This window comes from Priestia sp. SIMBA_032, assembly GCF_046535215.1.
GTDB lineage: Bacteria > Bacillota > Bacilli > Bacillales > Bacillaceae_H > Priestia > Priestia aryabhattai.
This window is the reverse complement of the sequence record NZ_JAWRXD010000003.1, coordinates 369,209-388,684: the sequence shown is the minus strand read 5'-3', so window position 1 is coordinate 388,684 and position 19,476 is coordinate 369,209. Positions and strand designations below refer to the sequence as shown.

The following is a 19,476-nucleotide window of genomic DNA, read 5'->3' as shown; positions in this document are numbered from 1 at the left end:
TTTATAATTGTATGTGTACTTTCGCATATTACATAGAGAAACTACAAGGTAATGAGGGTAGACAATGACAAAATTGATGATTTTAGTCTTTATGCTTATTAGTTTTTTTGTGCATCCCCAAAAGATGAAAGCAGAAGAAAACCTTACGTACTTTCCGGTAAGTGATACAGGAAAAGTATTAAAGTGGAAACGTGTAGAAAGCTTACTGCCAAAGGGGAAAAAATTTAAAGTTATTGATGTAGAAACCGGTTTTTACTTTTATGTGCAGCGAAGAGCAGGCTCACACCATGCAGATGTTCAGCCGCTTACACGTCAAGATACGAAAGTAATGAAGCACTTATATAATGGAAAATGGAGCTGGAACCGAAGAGCTGTTCTTATTCCGTTTAAAGGCCAAATGCTTGCAGCTTCCATGAATGGAATGCCTCACGGAGCCGGTGCGCTTGACAATGGGTTCCCCGGTCATTTTTGCATTCATTTTGCAGGAAGTACGACTCACAAGTCTCAAAATGTGGATCCAAGTCATCAGTTAATGGTATTAAAAGCAGGAGGAAAGCTTGATGAATATGCATTAAAAGCTGAGCCGGCAGAAGTCGTCAATATGTTTTTAACGGGATTAAAGCAAGATGACGATGCCTTAATGCAGCCGGTTTTGCGCGTGAAGCAAGAGCATAAGCTATGGACAAAACTGCATAGTATCTCCACTATTTATTATAAAACGGCCTTATTTCATGCAAAAAAGTATAAAACAAAAGAGAAAATCGCCGTAGATTGTCTTATTTATTACGAAGATAAAGGGGCTCAAAAGACAACGATGGTTTTTACTTTAAAAAGAAATCCGTTAACAAACGGGTGGGAAATTTCTTCTCTTACACTGTAATGAACCATTATCGCTTAAAAACACATCTGACAAAAAACAGATGTGTTTTTAAGCATTTGTTTAGCTCTTTAGCCGTTCGCAATGTTATGGTGGAAAAACGTGCCTTACATACGATAGAAAAGAATAAAAAAGGGTGTAAGTAATAATATTACTCTTTCTACAAAGAACTCTACAGAACGAAAGGAGAGGGTGTTTATTTTCTCATATTGGTTTAGCCGCTTAGTCGCTGCAGATCCTGGACGAAAAAGGCTCAAAACGGCTTCTAAAGCTACAATCAGCGTCATTACAGCGGTCGTTATTATGCTGATTGTATTAAAAGCAGCGGGAAGCTCACAAATTACCGCTGCTATTTTATCGGGCGTAATCGGCCTGATGGGTATATTGGTTGTGAATGATGAAACAACAAAAGCAAAAAAAGTGACAACAGGCTTAGTAGCACTTTCTAGTGCCGTTTCTCTCGGCATTGGCTCGTTTCTATCACGATATGGACAAGCAGAAAATGTTTTTCTCGTTCTGCTAGTGTTTTTGTCTTTTTATTTACAGAAATTTGGTATTCGCTATTTCTCTCTGTCGATGGTAGCATTTATGTCGTTTTATTTTGCTTCTATTTTACACGTTACATTCTCTCAGCTGCCTTGGCTGTTAGCTGGCGTCATAGTAGGAGCCTGCTGTGTATTTATCTATAATTTTGTTATCTTTAAAGACCGACCTGCCAACGTGCTGAGATCTTCAATGAAATCGTTTCATATTCAAGTTAATCTGGTGCTTGATTTAATTATTGAGTTAATTCAAAAGAGAAGTATTGAACCACCTCAAATCAAACAGTATAACCGAAATATTAAAAAACTAGCGGAGTATACCCGTGTAGCCTCAGAAGAGCTTGGAAATACAGATCCCCACGACATATGGCCTGGCGTAACAGCTGAACAAATGCGCCTTTATGTATTTGATACAGTTATGCTGCTCCAGACATATTCCCCGGCGATTCGAAAGCTCAGTGAATTAAAGGCATTTAATCATTTTGATATTCAGCAGGTGCTATTAAAGCTAGTGGAATCGATTCGCGAAGCAGAGGTATTAAATGAAAATCCTACTCATTCCTTAACGGATGCAGCTCAGCATCTGCAAGAGCTGCGTCAAAAATTAAGCGAACTCGAACCTCAAGACAAAAGGTATAAAGACTGGCTTTACTTAATCCGCCGTATCGAAACGATATCAAATCATGTCATTGATGAAGCCTATGAGCTGCAGCAGGCAATTGTGAAACAAGAAAAACAGCCTCAAAAAGAAGCAGAAGAACAAGAAGACAAAGAGGATAATGATGAAGAAAAAGGATTAAAACCGTCTACGAAAAAGTCTATTCAAGCGGTCATCACTGCCGTTGCGACATTAATATTTGGCTCGTTTTTATCTCCATCGCATCAATATTGGGCGCTGTTAGCAGGCTATTTAGTGCTTCTCGGTACAGAAACGATAGGAAGTACGTTTGTAAAAGCCGTGCAGCGAAGCGTAGGAACGCTTTTAGGAGCAGCTGTTGGCTTTGTTGTCGCAAGCTTTGTCTCACCCGGGATACTTGAAGTAACGCTTCTTTTTATCTGTGTGTTTATGGCTTTTTATTTCTTTCCTATTACGTATTCGTTTATGAGCTTTTGGATTACGATGATGCTGGCCTTTATGTATGACATGCTTCTTGGCGGGATTTCAGAAAGTTTATTACTAGCTCGCGTATTAGATACAGTTGTAGGAGTTGGAATTGCCTTAGCCGTTCTGCTCTTGTGTTTCCTAAAAGAACAAGAGATAAAATAACCGACACTTCAGTAGAATACGTAGCGGCTTTAAAAGAATTTGTTCATACCTATTTACATCGTTTTACGAAGCAGTACGCATTTGCCAATTTAGCTGATAAAGGAATGGAATTAGAAAAAAAGCTAAAACAGCTTCATGTCGATTCAGATCCTATTATCAAAGGTTTCGTTGGCCGTTCACGTCTTCAGCAATTTTTGACCGTTTTCACCGCCATTAATTATTACGCCAAGCATTTAGTAGCATCTTCTACTAGAAACGAAGCTTTTTATAAAGAAGTAGAATTTCAGGGTATAGTCAAGGAAGTGGAAGAGAAAGTGGCAAGCAATTTCACTCAGCTTGAAAAAGCGCTGCGAGGAGAAAGAGGAACGTATGTATACACGCTTGAAGATGTAAGACAAAAAATTGAACAATCTTTAGATTATTTTGATACGTCCGTTCAATCAAGAAACTTACAGCATCTGCAGTTGCTGCACAACATTTATTACGTATGGAAAATCAATCAATCGGTTGTTCACTTAGCCAAAGAGCTAGGAGCAGAAGAAATAAGTAGTGAAGGTTAAAAACCAGCGAATATGTCGCTGGTTTTTTAGTCTGATGAATAAGGTGACGTATCTTTTCTAATTGTTCTCCACGTTGTTTTGAGACCGGCATAGCTGCCAATTGCGGCGTATCCATAAAAATATCCCATAAACAACCCGGCAATAATATGATGAGGGTGACTGATAAATACTGAAAACAGCACGCCGACAGCTAAAGCAATAGTCGGAACATACTGCTTTTTAGGATGAAAAAGCCACTTGATCAGCTGTGTTATGATTAATACGACAGGAACACCAATGACTGCGTCCCAAAAATTTGTATGAATTGTAGGGAAATCCATGTTCAAGCACCTCGTTAAATGTGTTGGATGTAAGGTTATTTATGCTGCTTACCTAAGAACACTTCAATTAGAGTTATGAGGGGCTCCAGGTGGATAATAATAAGGCGGAATTTTGAGCCATCCTTTTTGCTGCATTAGAATTTTTACTTTTGATCCTAATATGACCTTTTCAGTGTGGAATTTCAACCACATTAATCCAATATCGGTTCTAATAGATTGTCCCATATTCGTGCTGCACATGACGATATTAGAGGCGATTTTTATAGATATTAAGTTAGCGATTTCAGAATCCGTGGCTTTTGCTCCTAATGGAATACTGTTAGGGTCCGATTTCGGCTTGGTAGCCGGTATTTCAGGAAGGGGAATTCCTTCTTTAATCATTAATTTTTTTAGTGTATCAATCTGAGATTCAGCCAGGTTTTTTGAGTCTTGAGCAAGCTTAAACAGTTCACTGTTGGTTGTTGTATTAAGACAAGTTTCTAAGGCAGGTATTTCTTCCGCTAAAGCAGTGAAGTACAGCCAACATCCCATAGTCTCACCGACATGTGGGCGAGGGGGCGGATCATCTGTAGAAGAGTTCTTTATATAATCAATTAGTGTCTCAATGACGTTAATCATAACTTTTCACCCTTTATATAGTTTATGCATCTTCATTATTGCCTTCAGCAGAAAAGGATAAACACAGCTAGGAAATGTTACATATAAAATTGGTTATTCTGAGTGGAAGGAAAAGCATCCTACGCAGCAATTTATAATGGTTATGGTACCAACATCTAAAGGTATAAAAAATGTTGAAATGCTTGATAAATAGGTTGGTGCTAGAAGATAAAGTCGATAGAAAAAAATCTCCTTGCTCATTAAGGAGATTTTTTTATCTTGAGTATTATACAGTTTTTCTCCGATGCTCTCTCCATAACGAAGTTAGTTCCTCTGACCAATATTTATAATCAAATACCGTTATATTTTTGCTAGGCATAAAAACGTTTAACAACCAATTAACTCTTAATTTGTCTCTGACGCCTATCGTTTTATTATTTTTACAGCAGCCTTCATCACAAGGTTTATCGTGTACCTTGTAAGGAATATTTTTAACAATCAATCCATCTTTTACACGTTTTGTATACTCAATTCCTATAATCAAATATATCACTCCTCGCAGTAACTCTTATCTTCATAATCATATGTATGAATGCCTTCTTTAATGAAAGGGTAAGAAGAGAGGAAAAAAATAAAAAAGCCCTGCTGTAGGGCTTTTAGATCAAGCAACTTTTGAAGCAACGACGATTACTTTACCGTGATCTAATTCTTCTTCATAGCGTTCAGCTTCCGGCTGTGATAATCCTAATGAACGCATTTTAGCACGAAGCTCGTCTCCTCGAGAACGAAACACATTCGCAATGGCATCAAAAACACCTTGTTCAGAAAGACCGATATTATTTGTATTTGTTGCAGCTGTTAAATCCTCGGAGCGATCTTGATGGTGTGCAAGTAAATAAACTTCGTCCTTTGTAAATCCTTCACGCAAAAATTGTTCGATTGTATCTTTTGCCTGTACGCCATTTTCAACTACTTTTACATTTACCATTTCAAAAAACCTCCTTGTATGATAGACAACTTTCTCGAATACGTTGAGTAATGAAGAGAAGTTTAAGTAACTTATCCTCTTGCTTTATGTATACACGTTATTGGAAGTGATAAAACCTATTTACTGAAATTGAGTTGAAAAGTCTAACATAGAAAAAGAGGGAAAAGCGCTGTTAGTTTTAAGGAGAATCTGGCGAAGAATAAGCGGAAAGCAGCTTTAGCCAGCCTTTTTCCTGCATCGTTTTTTTTTTGACCTTTTAAGGTACAGTACAAACTGCAAAAAGCCTAGATCTTAAACACTTAAGATCCAGGCTTTTTGCATACATGAAAATAGAGAAATTTAAGATGAAAGACGTTCTTTTTGTTTTTCATAAACAGAAGTAGACTCGTTCCATGTATAACGACCATCTTGTAATTGAATGGTTGCGCTGAATGGACAATCTATTGACGTTTCTGCGTCATCTAAACTACTTTCAAGTAAACTTTTTTTAAATCGAAGCAAATCTTCTTTTGAAGCAACTCGAAAAACCATTTCTAACGTAAGATCATCGTCCATTGCATTGTGTAATTGAGTGATACTTTTGCGGAATTCTTTATTATATTGAAGCATAATTTTAATATCTGCTACGCAAGCAACACCAAACACATCTTTCACAACAGACTCAACCGTTAACTGAGTTGTGGAAGCATATGTTGAAATATTACGCTGTGGATTTTCTAAATAATAAATCGTTTCTACAGGATGTCTCGTGATAAGCACCTCTTTCCTATCTTTAAGTATACAGGAAAAAAGAATGGAATGGGGAAAGATTTTTAGGAAAGGAGTCCTGACATACATAAAAAGACTGTTTGTGATAGGAAAGAGAGTTACAAATTGAGGGCTTTTCGCTTATCATTTTTGCTATATCCTTAAATCAACGAATTCTGTGCAACTTCCCCTAAGATTTGATAAAATAAAACCCTACGTCTTAATTCCTTCCAATGAATCCCTCAACTACTATTTCTACTTATTTTAAAGGAGGACGCTATTTTGCAATTTGAACAAGCTTTAACACATTTACAGTCCTATTTTGGCTATGATTCGTTTCGAAAAGGACAGGAAGAGTCGATACGTTATGTTTTAGAAGGGCACAACACCGCTTGTATTATGCCAACAGGTGGAGGGAAGTCGCTTTGTTATCAGATTCCTTCATTGCTTTTAGAAGGAACAACACTGGTTATTTCTCCGTTGATTTCTTTGATGAAAGACCAAGTGGATACGCTGAACGCAGCTGGTATTCCGGCCACGTATATTAACAGCTCGCTGACGCATATGGAAGTACAGCAGCGCTTGGAAGAAGTCGCTCTTGGTGAGTATAAGTTACTTTATGTAGCACCGGAGCGACTGGAGTCTCCGCAGTTTTTAGAACAGCTTCAAATGCTTCCTATTCCGCTTGTAGCGGTAGATGAAGCGCACTGTATTTCACAGTGGGGCCATGATTTCAGACCGAGTTACTTGCGCATCAGTGAACTGATCAGCAAGCTGTCTAATGCTCCGATTGTGATGGGGCTGACGGCTACTGCTACGCCTCAAGTACGTGAAGATATTTGCCGAGCTCTTCACATTGATGAAGAGTACACGGTAATGACTGGGTTTGAACGTGAAAATTTATCGTTCGCTGTTGTAAAAGGCCAGGATCGAATCAGCTATATCAATCAGTATATCCGTAAAAATGACCAAGAAGCAGGCATTATTTATGCTGCTACGCGTAAAGATGTTGAAGAGCTTCATGCTAGATTGCAAAAATCAGGAGTTAACGTATCAAAATACCATGCCGGTATGAATGCGAACAGCCGTGATGAAGAGCAAAATCGCTTTCTTCAAGATGATGTTCAGGTAATGATAGCCACGTCCGCCTTTGGAATGGGAATCGATAAATCGAATATTCGCTTCGTTCTTCACTATCAGCTTCCGAAAAATATGGAAAGTTATTACCAAGAAGCAGGACGTGCTGGTCGTGACGGACTTCCAAGTGAGTGTATCGTGCTTTATTCACCTCAAGATATTCGCGTGCAGCGCTTTTTAATTGAACAGTCAACGTCGAATCCTAAAAAGCAGATTCAAGATCTTGAAAAGCTGCAAAGTATGGTGAACTACTGTCATACAGAAGGCTGCTTGCAGGCGTATATTCTTCATTATTTTGGAGAAAGTGAAGCGCATGAGTGCGGCCGCTGCAGCAACTGTACGGATGATCGGGTGGAAGTAGACGTAACGGTTGATACGCAAAAAGTGTTGTCTTGTATGATTCGTATGGGTGAACGTTTCGGTAAAATGATGATTGCTCAAGTGTTAACGGGTTCTCGAAATAAAAAAGTAATTGATTTTGGTTTTGATAAACTGAAAACGTACGGCGTCATGAGCGACCGGTCTGCTAAAGAAGTGAGCGATTTTATCGAGTATTTGATTTCAGAGCAGTTTATTTTAGTAGGACAAGGGTCATTTCCTACTTTATCCGTAGCGGCCAAAGGAAAAGGTGTACTTCTTGGTACGGAAAAAGTGATGAGAAAAGAACAAATGGAAGTGAAGCAAATTGTCCAAGACGACGAGCTGTTTGCTCATTTGCGCTCTGTTCGAAAGCAGCTAGCAGACGAAGCAGGTGTGCCTCCTTTTGTCATTTTCTCAGACGACACTCTTCATGATATGTGTGCAAAACTTCCGGTAACTATTGAACAGTTCGCCACTGTAAAAGGAGTGGGAGAACAAAAACAAGAGCGATACGGAGAACGATTCACGACTGAAATTAAACAGTTTTGTGAAGAACATCCAGATCGAAAGCGAGAAGTGTCTGCACCTGCTCCGAAAAAAGCAAGAGCTTCATCAAAAGAAGGCTCTCACTTAATGACGTATGAGCTATTTCAGCAAGGAAAATCGTTAGATGAAATTGCTGAAGAACGTGAATTGAGCCGTATTACCATTGAAAATCACTTGTTTAAATGTGCAGAAGAAGAAAAAGAAATTGACTGGGCACCTTTTCTTTCAGAGGAGGACGAACAGCTTATTTTAGAAGTTGCTTCCTCAGTAGGCGATGAAAAATTAAAACCAATCAAAGAAGAATTACCTGAAAACATCACTTATTTTATGATAAAAGTAGCGTTGTTTAAACAAAAAATGAAGCAGTTATCTTGAACGAAAAGCTCCTATTAAAGGAGCTTTTTGTGTTGAATAAGGGAGTTTACTGATAAAATAAAAGCTATAAATGTTAGAAAAATCAGATTGAATAAAAAGGAGGAGTGAATGGGAATGATTGAACGAGAGCTTGAAGCTATTTTGCATGCTTCTCACGATAATATCGTTATCACTGATGAAAAAGGGTGTATTTTACGAGCGAGTCAAAACTGCCGCGATATATACGGGTATGACGTGTCAAACTTAGTCGGACAAACCGTATATGAACTGCAAAATCGCGGGATATTCTCACCTTCCGTTACGATTGAAGTATTAAAGAAAAAGAAAGAAGTACAGCTGATGCAAAAAACAGAAACGGGTAAAGTTGTAATGGCAACCGGTATTCCCGTGTATGATGAACATCAGTGTATGAAAAGAGTCATCAGCTTTTCGCATGATTTAACAGAGCTTCAGCGCTTAAAAGAAGATTATCAGCAACTCGAAGTGAAAATGAAAACATATCAGCTAGAAGTGGAAGAGCTTCGGGAACAGCAGTCAAATGAGATGGTCATACGAAGTGAATCGATGAAAAAGGTATGGTCGATTATTAATCGTGTGGCAGACAGCGATGCAACGGTTGTGTTGCTAGGTGAATCGGGTGTTGGTAAAACGGCTTTTGCCCGTGCTTTACACTATGGAAGTGAACGAAAAGAAGAGCCGTTTATTGAAATTAACTGCGGAGCCATTCCGTCTAGTTTGTTTGAATCTGAAATGTTTGGCTACGAAGCAGGATCTTTTACAGGTGCAAGTACAAAAGGGAAAATAGGAAAGTTTGAATTAGCTCATAACGGTACGCTTTTTTTAGATGAAATAGGGGAACTTCCTCTTGATATGCAAGTAAAGCTGTTAAAAGTACTGCAAGAAAAAACAGTCACCAAAATTGGAAGTGAAAGAGCCAACCACGTAAACTTCAGGCTAATTGTAGCAACCAATCAGCCGCTTGAGGAAATGGTCAAAAAAGGAACGTTTCGCGAAGATTTATTTTATCGCTTGCACGTTATTCCGATTACTATTCCTCCGCTTCGCGAGCGAAAAGAAGACATCACAGCACTGCTTTATCATGTATTACATAAACAAAATGAAAAATATAACATGAAGAAATTTTTTCACGCAGAAGCATTAAATCTACTTCTTGAACATCCGTGGCCTGGAAATGTTCGCGAGCTTGAAAATACAATTGAACGCCTTGTATTAACAACGGATGAAAACAGCATCTCTCTTCAAGACCTCCCGTTTTACTCAGAAAATATCAGAAGTGAAAAAGAAGAATGGGAGACTCTTGATACGTTAACCTCTCAGGGAATGACGCTTCAGCAAGCACTTGCAGAAGTGGAGAAAAACTGGCTGATTCGTGCTTATCGCCAGTGTCAAACAACGTATGAAATGGCAAATGCATTAGGAATCAGCCAGCCTACGGTCGTAAGACGTTTACGAAAGTACCATATTAAATAAGGGAAATTTAATTCAAAATGAATTAGCTGATTCAATACTGAATCAGTTTTTTTGTTTTGATTCTATTATGAATTAAAAATCGTCCATAGTTGCCTAAATAGGGCGATAAAAATTGGCATGCATTTTGCATGAATAAAAAGTATCTAAATAAAAAGCGTCAGTATCTAATATGTTGACACGGCGCTACTGAATGAAAACCATTAGGAGGAATAAAGCATGCCAAAATATCAGCCGAAAAATTCATTTGAATCTCCGCGTTTTTGCGGACCTCGAACATTTATGAGACTTCCGTATGTAGAACAAGTAAATTCAGAGATGGATTTTATTGTGACAGGTATTCCATTTGATTCAGGGCAGTCTTTTCGAACAGGAGCACGTTTTGGACCGGAAGCTATTCGAGATTTCTCCATTTTGCTTCGTCCGTATAACCCAGAACAAAAGATTAATATTTTTGATTACATTTCAGGCGTAGACTACGGGGATTTGTCAGTTGTTCCCGGGTATATTTTAGAAACATATAAAAAAATTGAAGAAGGGTTAACGCCGGTTGTGAATGAAGGAATTATTCCTATTTCATTAGGAGGCGATCATTCAATGACGCTTGGTGAACTTCGTGCGATTGCGAAAAAACACGGACCGGTAGCGCTTTTACAGTTTGATGCTCATTCTGATACGTGGGATAGTTATTTCGAACAAAAATACAATCACGGCACGGTATTCAGAAGAGCAATTGAAGAAGGATTAATCGACGTGTCCCGCTCGATTCAAATCGGTATGCGAGGCGGTCTTTACGGCATTGAAGATTTAGAAGATGCAAAGAACTTAGGTCTAGCTCTGTATACGACAAATGAATATAAAAAAATCGGCGTTGAAAGAATGCTAGATATTATTCATAAGCGTGTAGGAGAAGGACCCGTGTTTTTGTCGTTTGACATTGACTTTTTAGATCCAGTTTACGCACCAGGAACAGGAACGCCTGAAGTATCAGGTGCAAGTATTGACGATGCCCTTCAATTTGTCCGCGGGTTAACAAATATAGATTTTGTCGGCTTTGATTTAGTAGAAGTACTGCCAGCTTATGACCATGGACAAATTACAGCAGCAGCGGCCGCTAATATTGTTTATGAATTTATCACGCTTATTGCGTTAAGAAAAAAAGCAAAAGAAGAAGAAACGCTGTTAGTGAAAGCACGCGACTAAATATAAACAAGACGGTAAAAGTGGGAAGGTACTATTATCTTCCCATTTTTATATACGAGTTTTCTATAGGGAGTGTTGGACTATGAACGAGCAAGTAAATGTAACAGTAGATAAGAAGCAAGCAAAACCATGTAAAAGAGAAATACTCAACCCAGCAACCAATAAGATTATAGCGAAAGTATTTGATTCGTCGCTTCAACAAGTAGAGGAAGCAGTAGGTAAAGCAAAGCAGGCTTTTGAACAAAGTGAATGGAAGAAAAATAAATCACTGCGTGTAAAGGTGCTTAAGAAACTAGCAAATTTATTAGAAAATGAAACGAGTATATTCGCTGAAACAGAAACATTAAATACTGGCAAACCGATAAAAGAAGCACAGTTAGATATTGAAGATACGATTAATTGTTTAAGATATTACGCAAATTTAATAGAAGAAAATCAGCCGTGGACAAAGGACATGTTCGACGATACAAACAGTAAAATCATTCAAGAACCTATCGGCGTATGCGCGCTAATTGTTCCTTGGAATTTCCCTTTGCTGCTTGGTATGTGGAAGGTGGCTCCTGCCTTAGCAGCTGGAAATGCGGTAGTGTTTAAGCCGTCAGAATTAACGCCACTTTCTTTTTTAAAGTTAGCCTCACTATGTGAAAAAGCTGGTATACCAGAAGGCGTGTTTAATTTACTTACAGGAGACGGTAAAGTGGGAAGTGCCCTTGTTGAACACAAAGACGTAGCTAAAGTCTCTTTTACAGGTGGATCAGAAACAGGTAAACGTATTTATCAGCAGTGCGCAAAAGAGATGAAAAGAGTTTCGCTTGAACTAGGAGGGAAATCTCCGCTTCTTATTTTTGAAGACAGTGAAATTGATATTGCAGTAGACTGGACAATGTTTGGCTCGTTTTTTAATCAAGGACAAGTGTGTGTAGCTTCATCGCGTATACTCGTACATGAATCTATTTATAAGCTGTTTCTTTCTGCTCTTACGGAGGCTGTTGCTGCTATAAAAATTGGTAACCCCTTCAGAGAAGAAACAGAGATGGGTCCGGTTATTAGCAAGGAGCATCTGAACAAAATACAGGATTTTGTCAAGTTAGGTCAAGAAGAAGGCGCGAATTTATTAACAGGAGGAACGTTAATTGACTGCGAAGATGGAAACTATATAAAGCCGGCGGTGCTCGTCGATGTGGAGCAGCATATGAAAGTCGTACAAGAAGAAATATTTGGTCCGGTCATTACCGTTCAATCTTTTTCAAGTGAAGAAGAAGCCATAGCACTTGCCAACGGCACAAGATTTGGTTTAGCTGCAGGAATTTTAACGAATGATTTAATGAAAGCAGAGCGAGTTGCTGAACATCTTCAAGCGGGAACGATTTGGATCAACGGCTACCATACGCCTCATATTGAAACGGCGTGGGGCGGTTTTAAAGAAAGCGGCATTGGCCGGGAGTTAGGTCCATCAGGATTAGCTGCTTTTACTGAAACAAAACATGTGAATACAAATTCCAAGCTAGCTCGAGCCAACTGGTATCAATAAAAGTGAAAGGTGGAATAGGAATGACAACAAAAAGTGGTCTCGCCCATGATGATGTGCAGCCGATTGCAATGAATAAAAGAAGTATGGGCTTCTTCTCTACATTTTCCATGTGGATAGGAGCCAATGTGGTAGTAACGACCGTTTTTACCGGAATGCTGTTTGTACCCGATATGAACTTTTTAAAGGCATTATTTATTATTGTGCTTGGCTCTTTAGTTGGTGCCATACCGCTCGTGTTGATGGGGAATATCGGAACTCGAACCGGTCTTCCAACCATGGTTTTGATGAGACCATCTTTTGGACAAAGAGGAGCTATGCTTCCTGCTGCTGTTAATCTTATTACATTAATCGGCTGGGCGTGGATTCAAGCCTACATGGCAGGGCTAAGTTTAAATCATGCCATTACTTTTTTGACCGGTTACAGCAATATCAATCTATTTACAATTCTTACTCAAGTGTTGGTAGTAGCTATTTCTATATACGGACATAAGGGCATTGAAGCAACGGAAAAATTAGTAGCTACGCTTATGGTCACTTTAGCAACCGTTGTGTTTAGCTATTTGTTTATCGAATTTGATTCAGTAAAATTAATTCAAATGAAAGCAAGCGAAAATCCTAGTATTACAGGAATGTTAGCTTTTGATATTGTAGTAGCTACAGCTTTTACGTGGATTCCTATTGTTTGCGATTATAACCGAAACTGTAAATCTGAAAAAACGGGCATCGTGGGAACTTATTTAGGATATAATGTCGCAACTTTAATTGCGATGGGGTTAGGCGCAACGGTTTCTGGTTTTTCAATTCTCGGAAATATGACGCAAACGTATGACCCGGTAAATTTAATTGGCGCATATAGCCCGCTGTTAGGGTTAGTAGCTGCCATCGTAATTTTTTTATCGGTGCTGTCAACCAACGTAATGGTATTGTATAGCGCGACAATGTCTTATTTATCTATTTTTCCAAAGCAGAGGTTCTGGATACCGGCACTAACCATGGGAGTTGTCACAGTTCTAGGTTCTTTATTAAAAGAGTGGTTAATGACAAATTTTCAAAGCTTTTTGCTTATGATCGGCGTATTATTTATTCCTATTATTGCGATTGTTCTTGTTGATTATTATATCATTCGCCGAAAACACTATGACGTTTCAGCTATTTTAGAAAAAGAAAATAAACTGTACTGGTATACAAAAGGCTTTAACCTTCATGTGTATGTGTCTTATATAGTGGGGGCTGTATTTGCCTACTATTTTACGTACGTTCACCCACTAGCCACTGGTGCAACGATCTTAGCTTTTTTATTTACAGGTGTTTTACATGCATTGTTAACCAAACTTTCACAAGTCTCAATCCCTTACTCAAAGGGAATCGATAAAAATGCTTGATATACATTTAAAATGGACTTAATTATCAAAAAGCTCCTATTTAAAGGAGCTTTTTGTGTTAAAAATAGCTAAGGAATAAGCAAAAGCAAGAAGGAGAGAGGTTCTTGATCTAGCTAAAAATAAAGTAATAACATGTATTTGATTCTCTCAAGGGTCTTTCCTATAATAAATGTAGGAAAACTTTCCAAAGGAGAATTTTATGCTCGAATTAGAGGCTATTCAAAGCAGGGCCATTGAAAAAACTAAACATACATTACTACAGGATATAAAAAGCGTAATAGGTGAACAAGACGAATGTCCGGATTTTGAGACTTATTTAACAGACAGGCACTCTTTTATTAAAAAGGCCTGGGGGACTACGTGGAGAAAAGCAGTTGTTTCTTCTGTATCTAAAAAAAATAGAAAGTCATATTTAACAGAGAAAGGCTTTGAGGTGAAAGGGTATAAACCTCAAGCTATAGATAAGTTATTTGCTAAAGAAACGAGAAAAGGTATGGAGTTTGATGCTTTTTCTTGGGTAAAAGAGCAATACGGAAATGGCAATAAAGCAGAGTGGCTATCACTATACGGAGAAGCAAGAGCCGAATTTGCCAAAAAAGAAGAAGAAAGAAAAGAGAAAGAAAGACAGCAAAGTATTAATGATCGAAAAGCCAGATATCAATTGCAGTTAAATTTAGAATCAGCTCCTATTTTGGAAGTGAATAAAGAGCTGTATTACCTACATATAAGAGAACAGCTTTCACATCAGCTATCAAAAGATATTGAAACAAACTCAAAATATATTGAAAACTATGCACCGCATACTGAGCTTGAAGATGAATTAATAGAAAACGGTGATTTAACACGTCATGATTATGAAACGGTTCATGACTTTTTTCAAGAGCTTACCGGGAATGTAAGCTCAGAATTAGACAGATATTCAACGATTATCTTGTTTGAAACGTATGAAGATGTATACGAGGTATTTATCACAGATAAGATTTATGAAATTATTCCAACTATGATTATGGATGACCTTCCTGCTTCATTTAAAGAAGAATATAAATCTTATACAAATGCTTCGGTAACACGAATGGATATTATAAAAGCACTCAGAAGTAATTTATCAGATTTGGTCTATGAATATAAAAAAATGATCGTAGAAGAAAGGCTTTCCGATGTACTAGAAGTTTCAGATCACAACTTAACGATCGAAGAGCATAAAAAGCGATATGCACAGCAGCTGGAAGAAAGACGATTACAACAAGAACGTGAACGTGAAGAAAAGAAAAAGCTGATTGAAGAAGAACAGCGACAGTTAAATTATATTTTTGGTGCAGAATACGAAATGGATCCAAGAAAAGAAACGGAATACATTCTTCATCTCGGTGATACAAACACAGGAAAAACGTATACAGCATTAAAGTCATTAAAAAAAGCTGCTTCGGGTAGTTACTTAGCGCCGCTTCGCCTGTTAGCTTTAGAAGTTTTTGAAAAGCTGAACAAAGACGGAGTTGCTTGTTCGTTAAAAACAGGTGAAGAAGAAAAGATTGTTGAAGACGCTCAGCATATGGCCGGTACCGTAGAAATGTTTAGCGAATTAGAACATGGCGATGTAACGGTAATTGATGAAGCACAGATGATTCAAGACCGAGATCGGGGGTTTTCATGGTATAAAGCCATCACCCGAGCTAATGCCAAACAAGTTCATGTGATCGGGAGTTTAAGCATTCGAAGTATGTTAGAAGAGATGTTAGACGGTGTTATCTCAGAAATTCATGAGTACGAAAGAGATATACCTTTAAAAGTAGATCTTCGAAATTTCAAAATTGAACAAGTGAAACCCGCAGATGCTTTAATTGTTTTCTCGCGTAAAAAAGTGCTCCAGACAGCGGCTAAGCTAGAAAAAGATGGTCATAAAGTGAGCGTGATTTATGGAAGTATGCCGCCTGAAACGAGAAGAAAACAAATTGAGCAGTTTATTAATAGAGAAACAAATGTCATTGTGTCTACAGATGCGATTGGAATGGGATTAAACCTGCCGATTAGACGAATTGTTCTTTTAGAAAACATGAAATTTGACGGGCAAAAGCGGAGGTTGCTGACTTCTCAAGAGTTAAAGCAGATTGCAGGTCGTGCTGGAAGGAAGGGGCTCTACAATGTTGGAGAAGTTGCATTCGCTAAAGATGCAAAACAAATGAGAGAACTGTTATTTTCAACAGACGAGCAAATCAGCAAATTTTCAATTGCGCCTACTTCAGATATGCTAAGAAGATTTAAAGAATATCATCATGACCTCGGAACGTTTTTTGACATGTGGGCTAAATTTAAAAATCCAAAAGGTACACAAAAATCAAACCTGGCACAAGAACGTGAGCTTTATGAGGAAGTGAAAGACACGCTTATTGAGGCGAAAATGCCCATTGTTGATTTATACGGCTACTTGCAGCTGCCGTTTTCAGCAAAAGAAAGCTCTTTGAAAAAGCAGTGGGTTGCCAGCATGAATGCGATTGTTAACAGAGAAGAGTTACCTGAACCACGGATGATAGAAGGCTCACTCGAAAAATTAGAGCTGTCTTATAAGGCGATTGGCCTGCATCTTTTATTTTTATATCGAATGGACAGAAGGCCAGAGGCTATTTACTGGGAGCGTGTACGAGAAGAGCTTACCGATAAAATCCATAACGTATTAAGAAAAGATATGAAAAAATTTAAAAGAACATGCAGTGCGTGTTCTAAAGACCTTCCTTGGAATCATGATCATGCGATATGCGATTCGTGTTTTCATAAAAGATTCCGCAGAAGACATGGGGACGAAGATTTTAATTACTAAGATGTAGTGATAAAAAGTGGCTTCTAAGAACGTATTTTAGTTAAAGAAAGGTCCGAACGATTTGGATTTTTGATTGAGAATCCAATTGGTTCGGCTTTTTTTATTGTGAAGGTAGCTTTCATGTGTTTCGTTCCTTCTAGCAGTTGATTGGAGGGCAAGGCAAAGACTCCTGTGGGAAAAGCGGAACAGGTGAGACCACGCAGAAAGCGACGTCCTACACGGAAATCAACTGAGGTGTAACAATTGGTTCAGCTCATGTATCTCATTTATTTGTCTTTAGATTGGATGCATTTCTTTATGTTTCAATCTTATTTTTCGGATAGGCTTTTTATCTTTTTTCTATAAATTTCTGCGTCAAAGCAGATTTTTGCAGAAAAAAATCGGAAATGTATAAGCGGTCATCTTGTAAAAAGACGAATAAATTATTATGATATAGAATGGAACTGATATTTTAAAGAGTTCCGTGATTTTTTTGTTGGGCGGACGTGTATTGTATTAGAGTAAGTTTGCTATCATTCGTTATATTAAAAGCAGCACTTTTAAATAGAGATACGGTTCGTAATAGAAGGGAAGAGGATGATGACAAGTCATAACAAAGAAAACAAAGCTGCAGTCGAGCAGTACAGTAAAGGGAAGATTTTGTGGCAATTAACCCGTCCTCATACGCTAACAGCATCGTTTGTACCGGTTTTAATTGGAACAGTTCTAGCCATGTTTTATGGCCATGTGAACGTTTGGATGTTTCTTGCGATGCTTTTTTCATGTTTGTGGATTCAAATTGCGACGAACTTATTTAACGAGTACTATGATTTTAAACGCGGGTTAGACACAGAAGACTCCGTAGGTATCGGAGGAGCCATCGTCAGACACGGCATGAAACCGAAAACGGTATTAAATTTAGCACTGATTTCTTATGGAATTGCTCTTATTTTAGGTGTATATATATGTGCAAACAGCAGCTGGTGGCTTGCTTTAGTTGGATTAGTAGGTATGGCGATTGGTTATTTGTATACGGGCGGACCGCTTCCGATTGCGTATACGCCGTTTGGAGAATTATTTTCAGGTCTTTGCATGGGCGCGATGTTCGTATTGATTTCATTTTTTATTCAAACGAATACAGTAACGTCTGAAAGCATCTTTGTATCACTTCCGATTGCGATTTTAGTAGGTGCGATTAATTTGTCTAACAACATTCGTGATATAGAAGAAGATACAAAAGGCGGACGTCGTACGCTAGCCATTTTATTAGGTTCTAAAAATGCGATTAGATTTTTAGCTGCTTTGTTTGGCATTGCGTATATTTGGACCGTTGCATTAGTGGTATTCTTCGATATTAGTCCTTGGATTTTCTTAGTGTTTCTTAGTGCACCTAAGCCAATTCAAGCCGTACAAGCATTTGTACGCGGAGAGCTTATTGCAATGAAAGCAACCGCGCAAACAAATACATTTTTTGGATTTACTTTATCAATTGGATTATTAATTGGCTATTTAGTAAGCTGATTGAGTGGAAAAAGCCTGTCTTTTTAAAGACAGGCTTTATGTTATGCTCCAGTTATTTTTCCTTTTACTGCGCTAAGAAATGCGTTCATATTTTCAGAAGATGAAAAGCTGGCTTGGGCTTGTTTTGGGCCGCCGCCGCCTTTTCCATCGTAAAGCGGAAGAAGCTCTTTATAAAGCTCTCCGCATTTTACCTCACTGCCGCTGTGGGCAAGTAAGACTTTTTGATCGCTTGACAAAGAAAAAAGAAGCGTCGTATCAGGTGTTTGAAGAAGCTGCTTTGTCAAAGTTTGCACATCTTTTAGTGTACGGTTTTCAAAGTGATGGTACAGGAATGTTCCTTCTTTTTTGGCTTCTAATTCACTTGCTAGATAAGCTGCATTTTCATTTTTTAATTCTTCTAGCTGTTTTTGCAGTTCTTTTTGTTCAGTCTCCAATTTTTTAATTCGTTCTACAACTAATTCACGGCTTGTACTGAATTTATTACTAAGTTCTGCTACGATTTCTTGAGACTGCTGATAATCAGCTAAGGCACGCATACCGCATTTAAAAAAGAGGCGTGTATTGCCGCGCTGCTTTTCTGTTTTTGTAAGTTTAATGAGACCCAGTTCACCAATTTGGTTCACATGAGTACCGCAGCAGGCAGAAACATCAATCCCGTCAATTTCTACGATGCGTACCACTTCGTCTTCTAGCTCGGGCACTTTGCGAAGCGCAAGAGTACGTAAGTCTTCCTTTTTCACTTCGTACGTTTTAATGGGGCGGTTGCTGTAAATAGCATCGTTTACAATTTTTTCAATGTGTAAGAGCTGCTCATGAGATAACTGAGGTACATTTAAATCAATAGAGACAGCGTCGCTTCCTAAATGAAAGCTAACGGTGTGAATATCGTATGTATCGATTAATAGAGCTGAAAGTAAGTGCTGTCCGCTATGCTGCTGCATATGATCAAAGCGGCGATTCCAGTCAATTTCACACGTGATGTTCGTTTGTACAGGGAGCGTATCAACGAGGTGATAGACTTCTCCATTTTCTTCGTACACATCTTTTACCTTAATTCCGGCAATAGTACCGTAATCAGAAGGCTGTCCGCCGCCTTCTGGATAAAAAGCAGTTTGTTTTAATGTTAAAGCGTAGCCATTTGAAAGAGCGCGCGTCTCTGTTACTTCTGTTTCCCACGTTTTTGTGTAGGGATTGCTATAATAAAGTCTTTCTGTCATGTTCATCATCCTTTCTACTAAAACCAT

At 38.3% G+C, this 19,476-nt stretch carries 16 protein-coding genes; 10 read left to right on the top strand and 6 right to left on the bottom strand.

Going from position 1 to position 19,476, the window contains the following annotated elements:
* The first annotated feature begins 64 nt into the window (after window positions 1–64).
* The 3 genes from SB717_RS12125 (at window position 65) to SB717_RS12115 (ending at window position 3,246) form a co-directional block, all read left to right on the top strand.
* A complete protein-coding gene (locus SB717_RS12125) occupies window positions 65–880 on the top strand; it encodes a hypothetical protein (protein ID WP_074681410.1) in 816 nt (271 codons plus the stop codon).
* Window positions 881–1,069: 189 nt separating this feature from the next.
* Window positions 1,070–2,686 carry an FUSC family protein gene (locus tag SB717_RS12120; protein ID WP_410903802.1) on the top strand — a complete coding sequence of 539 codons (1,617 nt, stop codon included), beginning with the start codon at window positions 1,070–1,072 and terminating at the stop codon, window positions 2,684–2,686.
* Window positions 2,656–3,246, top strand: a complete 591-nt coding sequence (locus SB717_RS12115; protein WP_410903801.1) for a hypothetical protein — start codon at window positions 2,656–2,658, stop codon at window positions 3,244–3,246. Before SB717_RS12120 ends, SB717_RS12115 begins: the two co-directional genes overlap by 31 nt.
* A gap of 26 nt (window positions 3,247–3,272) precedes the next feature.
* Here SB717_RS12115 and SB717_RS12110 read toward each other — a convergent pair whose 3' ends face one another.
* The 5 genes from SB717_RS12110 to SB717_RS12090 form a co-directional block, all read right to left on the bottom strand.
* Window positions 3,273–3,566, bottom strand: a complete 294-nt coding sequence (locus SB717_RS12110; protein WP_410903800.1) for a hypothetical protein — start codon at window positions 3,564–3,566, stop codon at window positions 3,273–3,275.
* 63 nt (window positions 3,567–3,629) lie between these two features.
* A complete protein-coding gene (locus SB717_RS12105; protein WP_182005464.1) occupies window positions 3,630–4,184 on the bottom strand; it encodes a DUF3231 family protein in 555 nt (184 codons plus the stop codon).
* 265 nt (window positions 4,185–4,449) lie between these two features.
* On the bottom strand, window positions 4,450–4,716 hold the full coding sequence (locus SB717_RS12100; protein WP_259345840.1) for a hypothetical protein: 267 nt from the start codon (window positions 4,714–4,716) through the stop codon (window positions 4,450–4,452).
* A 108-nt stretch (window positions 4,717–4,824) separates the two neighbouring features.
* On the bottom strand, window positions 4,825–5,151 hold the full coding sequence (locus SB717_RS12095) for a YflT domain-containing protein (protein WP_013056955.1): 327 nt from the start codon (window positions 5,149–5,151) through the stop codon (window positions 4,825–4,827).
* A gap of 339 nt (window positions 5,152–5,490) precedes the next feature.
* On the bottom strand, window positions 5,491–5,910 hold the full coding sequence (locus SB717_RS12090; RefSeq protein WP_074681402.1) for a hypothetical protein: 420 nt from the start codon (window positions 5,908–5,910) through the stop codon (window positions 5,491–5,493).
* A 270-nt stretch (window positions 5,911–6,180) separates the two neighbouring features.
* On the opposite strand from SB717_RS12090, the gene recQ reads away from it, so the two are divergent.
* The 7 genes from recQ to SB717_RS12055 all read left to right on the top strand — a co-directional run bounded on the left by recQ (window position 6,181) and on the right by SB717_RS12055 (window position 18,232).
* Window positions 6,181–8,316 (top strand): DNA helicase RecQ, encoded by a 2,136-nt coding sequence (gene recQ / locus SB717_RS12085; RefSeq protein ID WP_410903799.1) that lies wholly within the window; start codon window positions 6,181–6,183, stop codon window positions 8,314–8,316.
* Window positions 8,317–8,424: 108 nt separating this feature from the next.
* Complete coding sequence (locus SB717_RS12080) at window positions 8,425–9,807, top strand: sigma-54 interaction domain-containing protein (protein WP_074681398.1); 1,383 nt, start codon at window positions 8,425–8,427, stop codon at window positions 9,805–9,807.
* A gap of 216 nt (window positions 9,808–10,023) precedes the next feature.
* The gene (gene speB / locus SB717_RS12075; protein WP_074681396.1) at window positions 10,024–11,007 is read left to right on the top strand and encodes an agmatinase; all 984 of its coding nucleotides are present in this window, start codon (window positions 10,024–10,026) and stop codon (window positions 11,005–11,007) included.
* A gap of 82 nt (window positions 11,008–11,089) precedes the next feature.
* On the top strand, window positions 11,090–12,538 hold the full coding sequence (locus SB717_RS12070) for an aldehyde dehydrogenase family protein (protein WP_074681394.1): 1,449 nt from the start codon (window positions 11,090–11,092) through the stop codon (window positions 12,536–12,538).
* 20 nt (window positions 12,539–12,558) lie between these two features.
* Window positions 12,559–13,920, top strand: a complete 1,362-nt coding sequence (locus tag SB717_RS12065; RefSeq protein WP_410903798.1) for a purine-cytosine permease family protein — start codon at window positions 12,559–12,561, stop codon at window positions 13,918–13,920.
* A 199-nt stretch (window positions 13,921–14,119) separates the two neighbouring features.
* Window positions 14,120–16,732, top strand: a complete 2,613-nt coding sequence (locus SB717_RS12060) for a helicase-related protein (protein ID WP_410903797.1) — start codon at window positions 14,120–14,122, stop codon at window positions 16,730–16,732.
* Window positions 16,733–17,311: 579 nt separating this feature from the next.
* Window positions 17,312–18,232 carry a 1,4-dihydroxy-2-naphthoate polyprenyltransferase gene (locus SB717_RS12055; RefSeq protein ID WP_025752322.1) on the top strand — a complete coding sequence of 307 codons (921 nt, stop codon included), beginning with the start codon at window positions 17,312–17,314 and terminating at the stop codon, window positions 18,230–18,232.
* Window positions 18,233–18,273: 41 nt separating this feature from the next.
* Here the strand turns inward: SB717_RS12055 and SB717_RS12050 are convergent, their stop codons facing one another.
* Window positions 18,274–19,449 (bottom strand): alanyl-tRNA editing protein, encoded by a 1,176-nt coding sequence (locus SB717_RS12050; RefSeq protein WP_410903796.1) that lies wholly within the window; start codon window positions 19,447–19,449, stop codon window positions 18,274–18,276.
* Between the last annotated feature and the right edge of the window lie 27 nt (window positions 19,450–19,476).

What these genes read in the sequence shown, in the direction of transcription:
- SB717_RS12050 (WP_410903796.1), bottom strand. Translation starts at nt 19,449, where the DNA reads ATGACAGAAAGACTTTATTATAGCAATCCCTACACAAAAACGTGGGAA.
- SB717_RS12065 (WP_410903798.1), top strand. Translation starts at nt 12,559, where the DNA reads ATGACAACAAAAAGTGGTCTCGCCCATGATGATGTGCAGCCGATTGCA.
- SB717_RS12070 (WP_074681394.1), top strand. Translation starts at nt 11,090, where the DNA reads ATGAACGAGCAAGTAAATGTAACAGTAGATAAGAAGCAAGCAAAACCA.
- SB717_RS12105 (WP_182005464.1), bottom strand. Translation starts at nt 4,184, where the DNA reads ATGATTAACGTCATTGAGACACTAATTGATTATATAAAGAACTCTTCT.
- SB717_RS12125 (WP_074681410.1), top strand. Translation starts at nt 65, where the DNA reads ATGACAAAATTGATGATTTTAGTCTTTATGCTTATTAGTTTTTTTGTG.
- SB717_RS12080 (WP_074681398.1), top strand. Translation starts at nt 8,425, where the DNA reads ATGGGAATGATTGAACGAGAGCTTGAAGCTATTTTGCATGCTTCTCAC.
- SB717_RS12060 (WP_410903797.1), top strand. Translation starts at nt 14,120, where the DNA reads ATGCTCGAATTAGAGGCTATTCAAAGCAGGGCCATTGAAAAAACTAAA.
- SB717_RS12055 (WP_025752322.1), top strand. Translation starts at nt 17,312, where the DNA reads ATGACAAGTCATAACAAAGAAAACAAAGCTGCAGTCGAGCAGTACAGT.
- SB717_RS12095 (WP_013056955.1), bottom strand. Translation starts at nt 5,151, where the DNA reads ATGGTAAATGTAAAAGTAGTTGAAAATGGCGTACAGGCAAAAGATACA.
- SB717_RS12110 (WP_410903800.1), bottom strand. Translation starts at nt 3,566, where the DNA reads ATGGATTTCCCTACAATTCATACAAATTTTTGGGACGCAGTCATTGGT.
- speB (WP_074681396.1), top strand. Translation starts at nt 10,024, where the DNA reads ATGCCAAAATATCAGCCGAAAAATTCATTTGAATCTCCGCGTTTTTGC.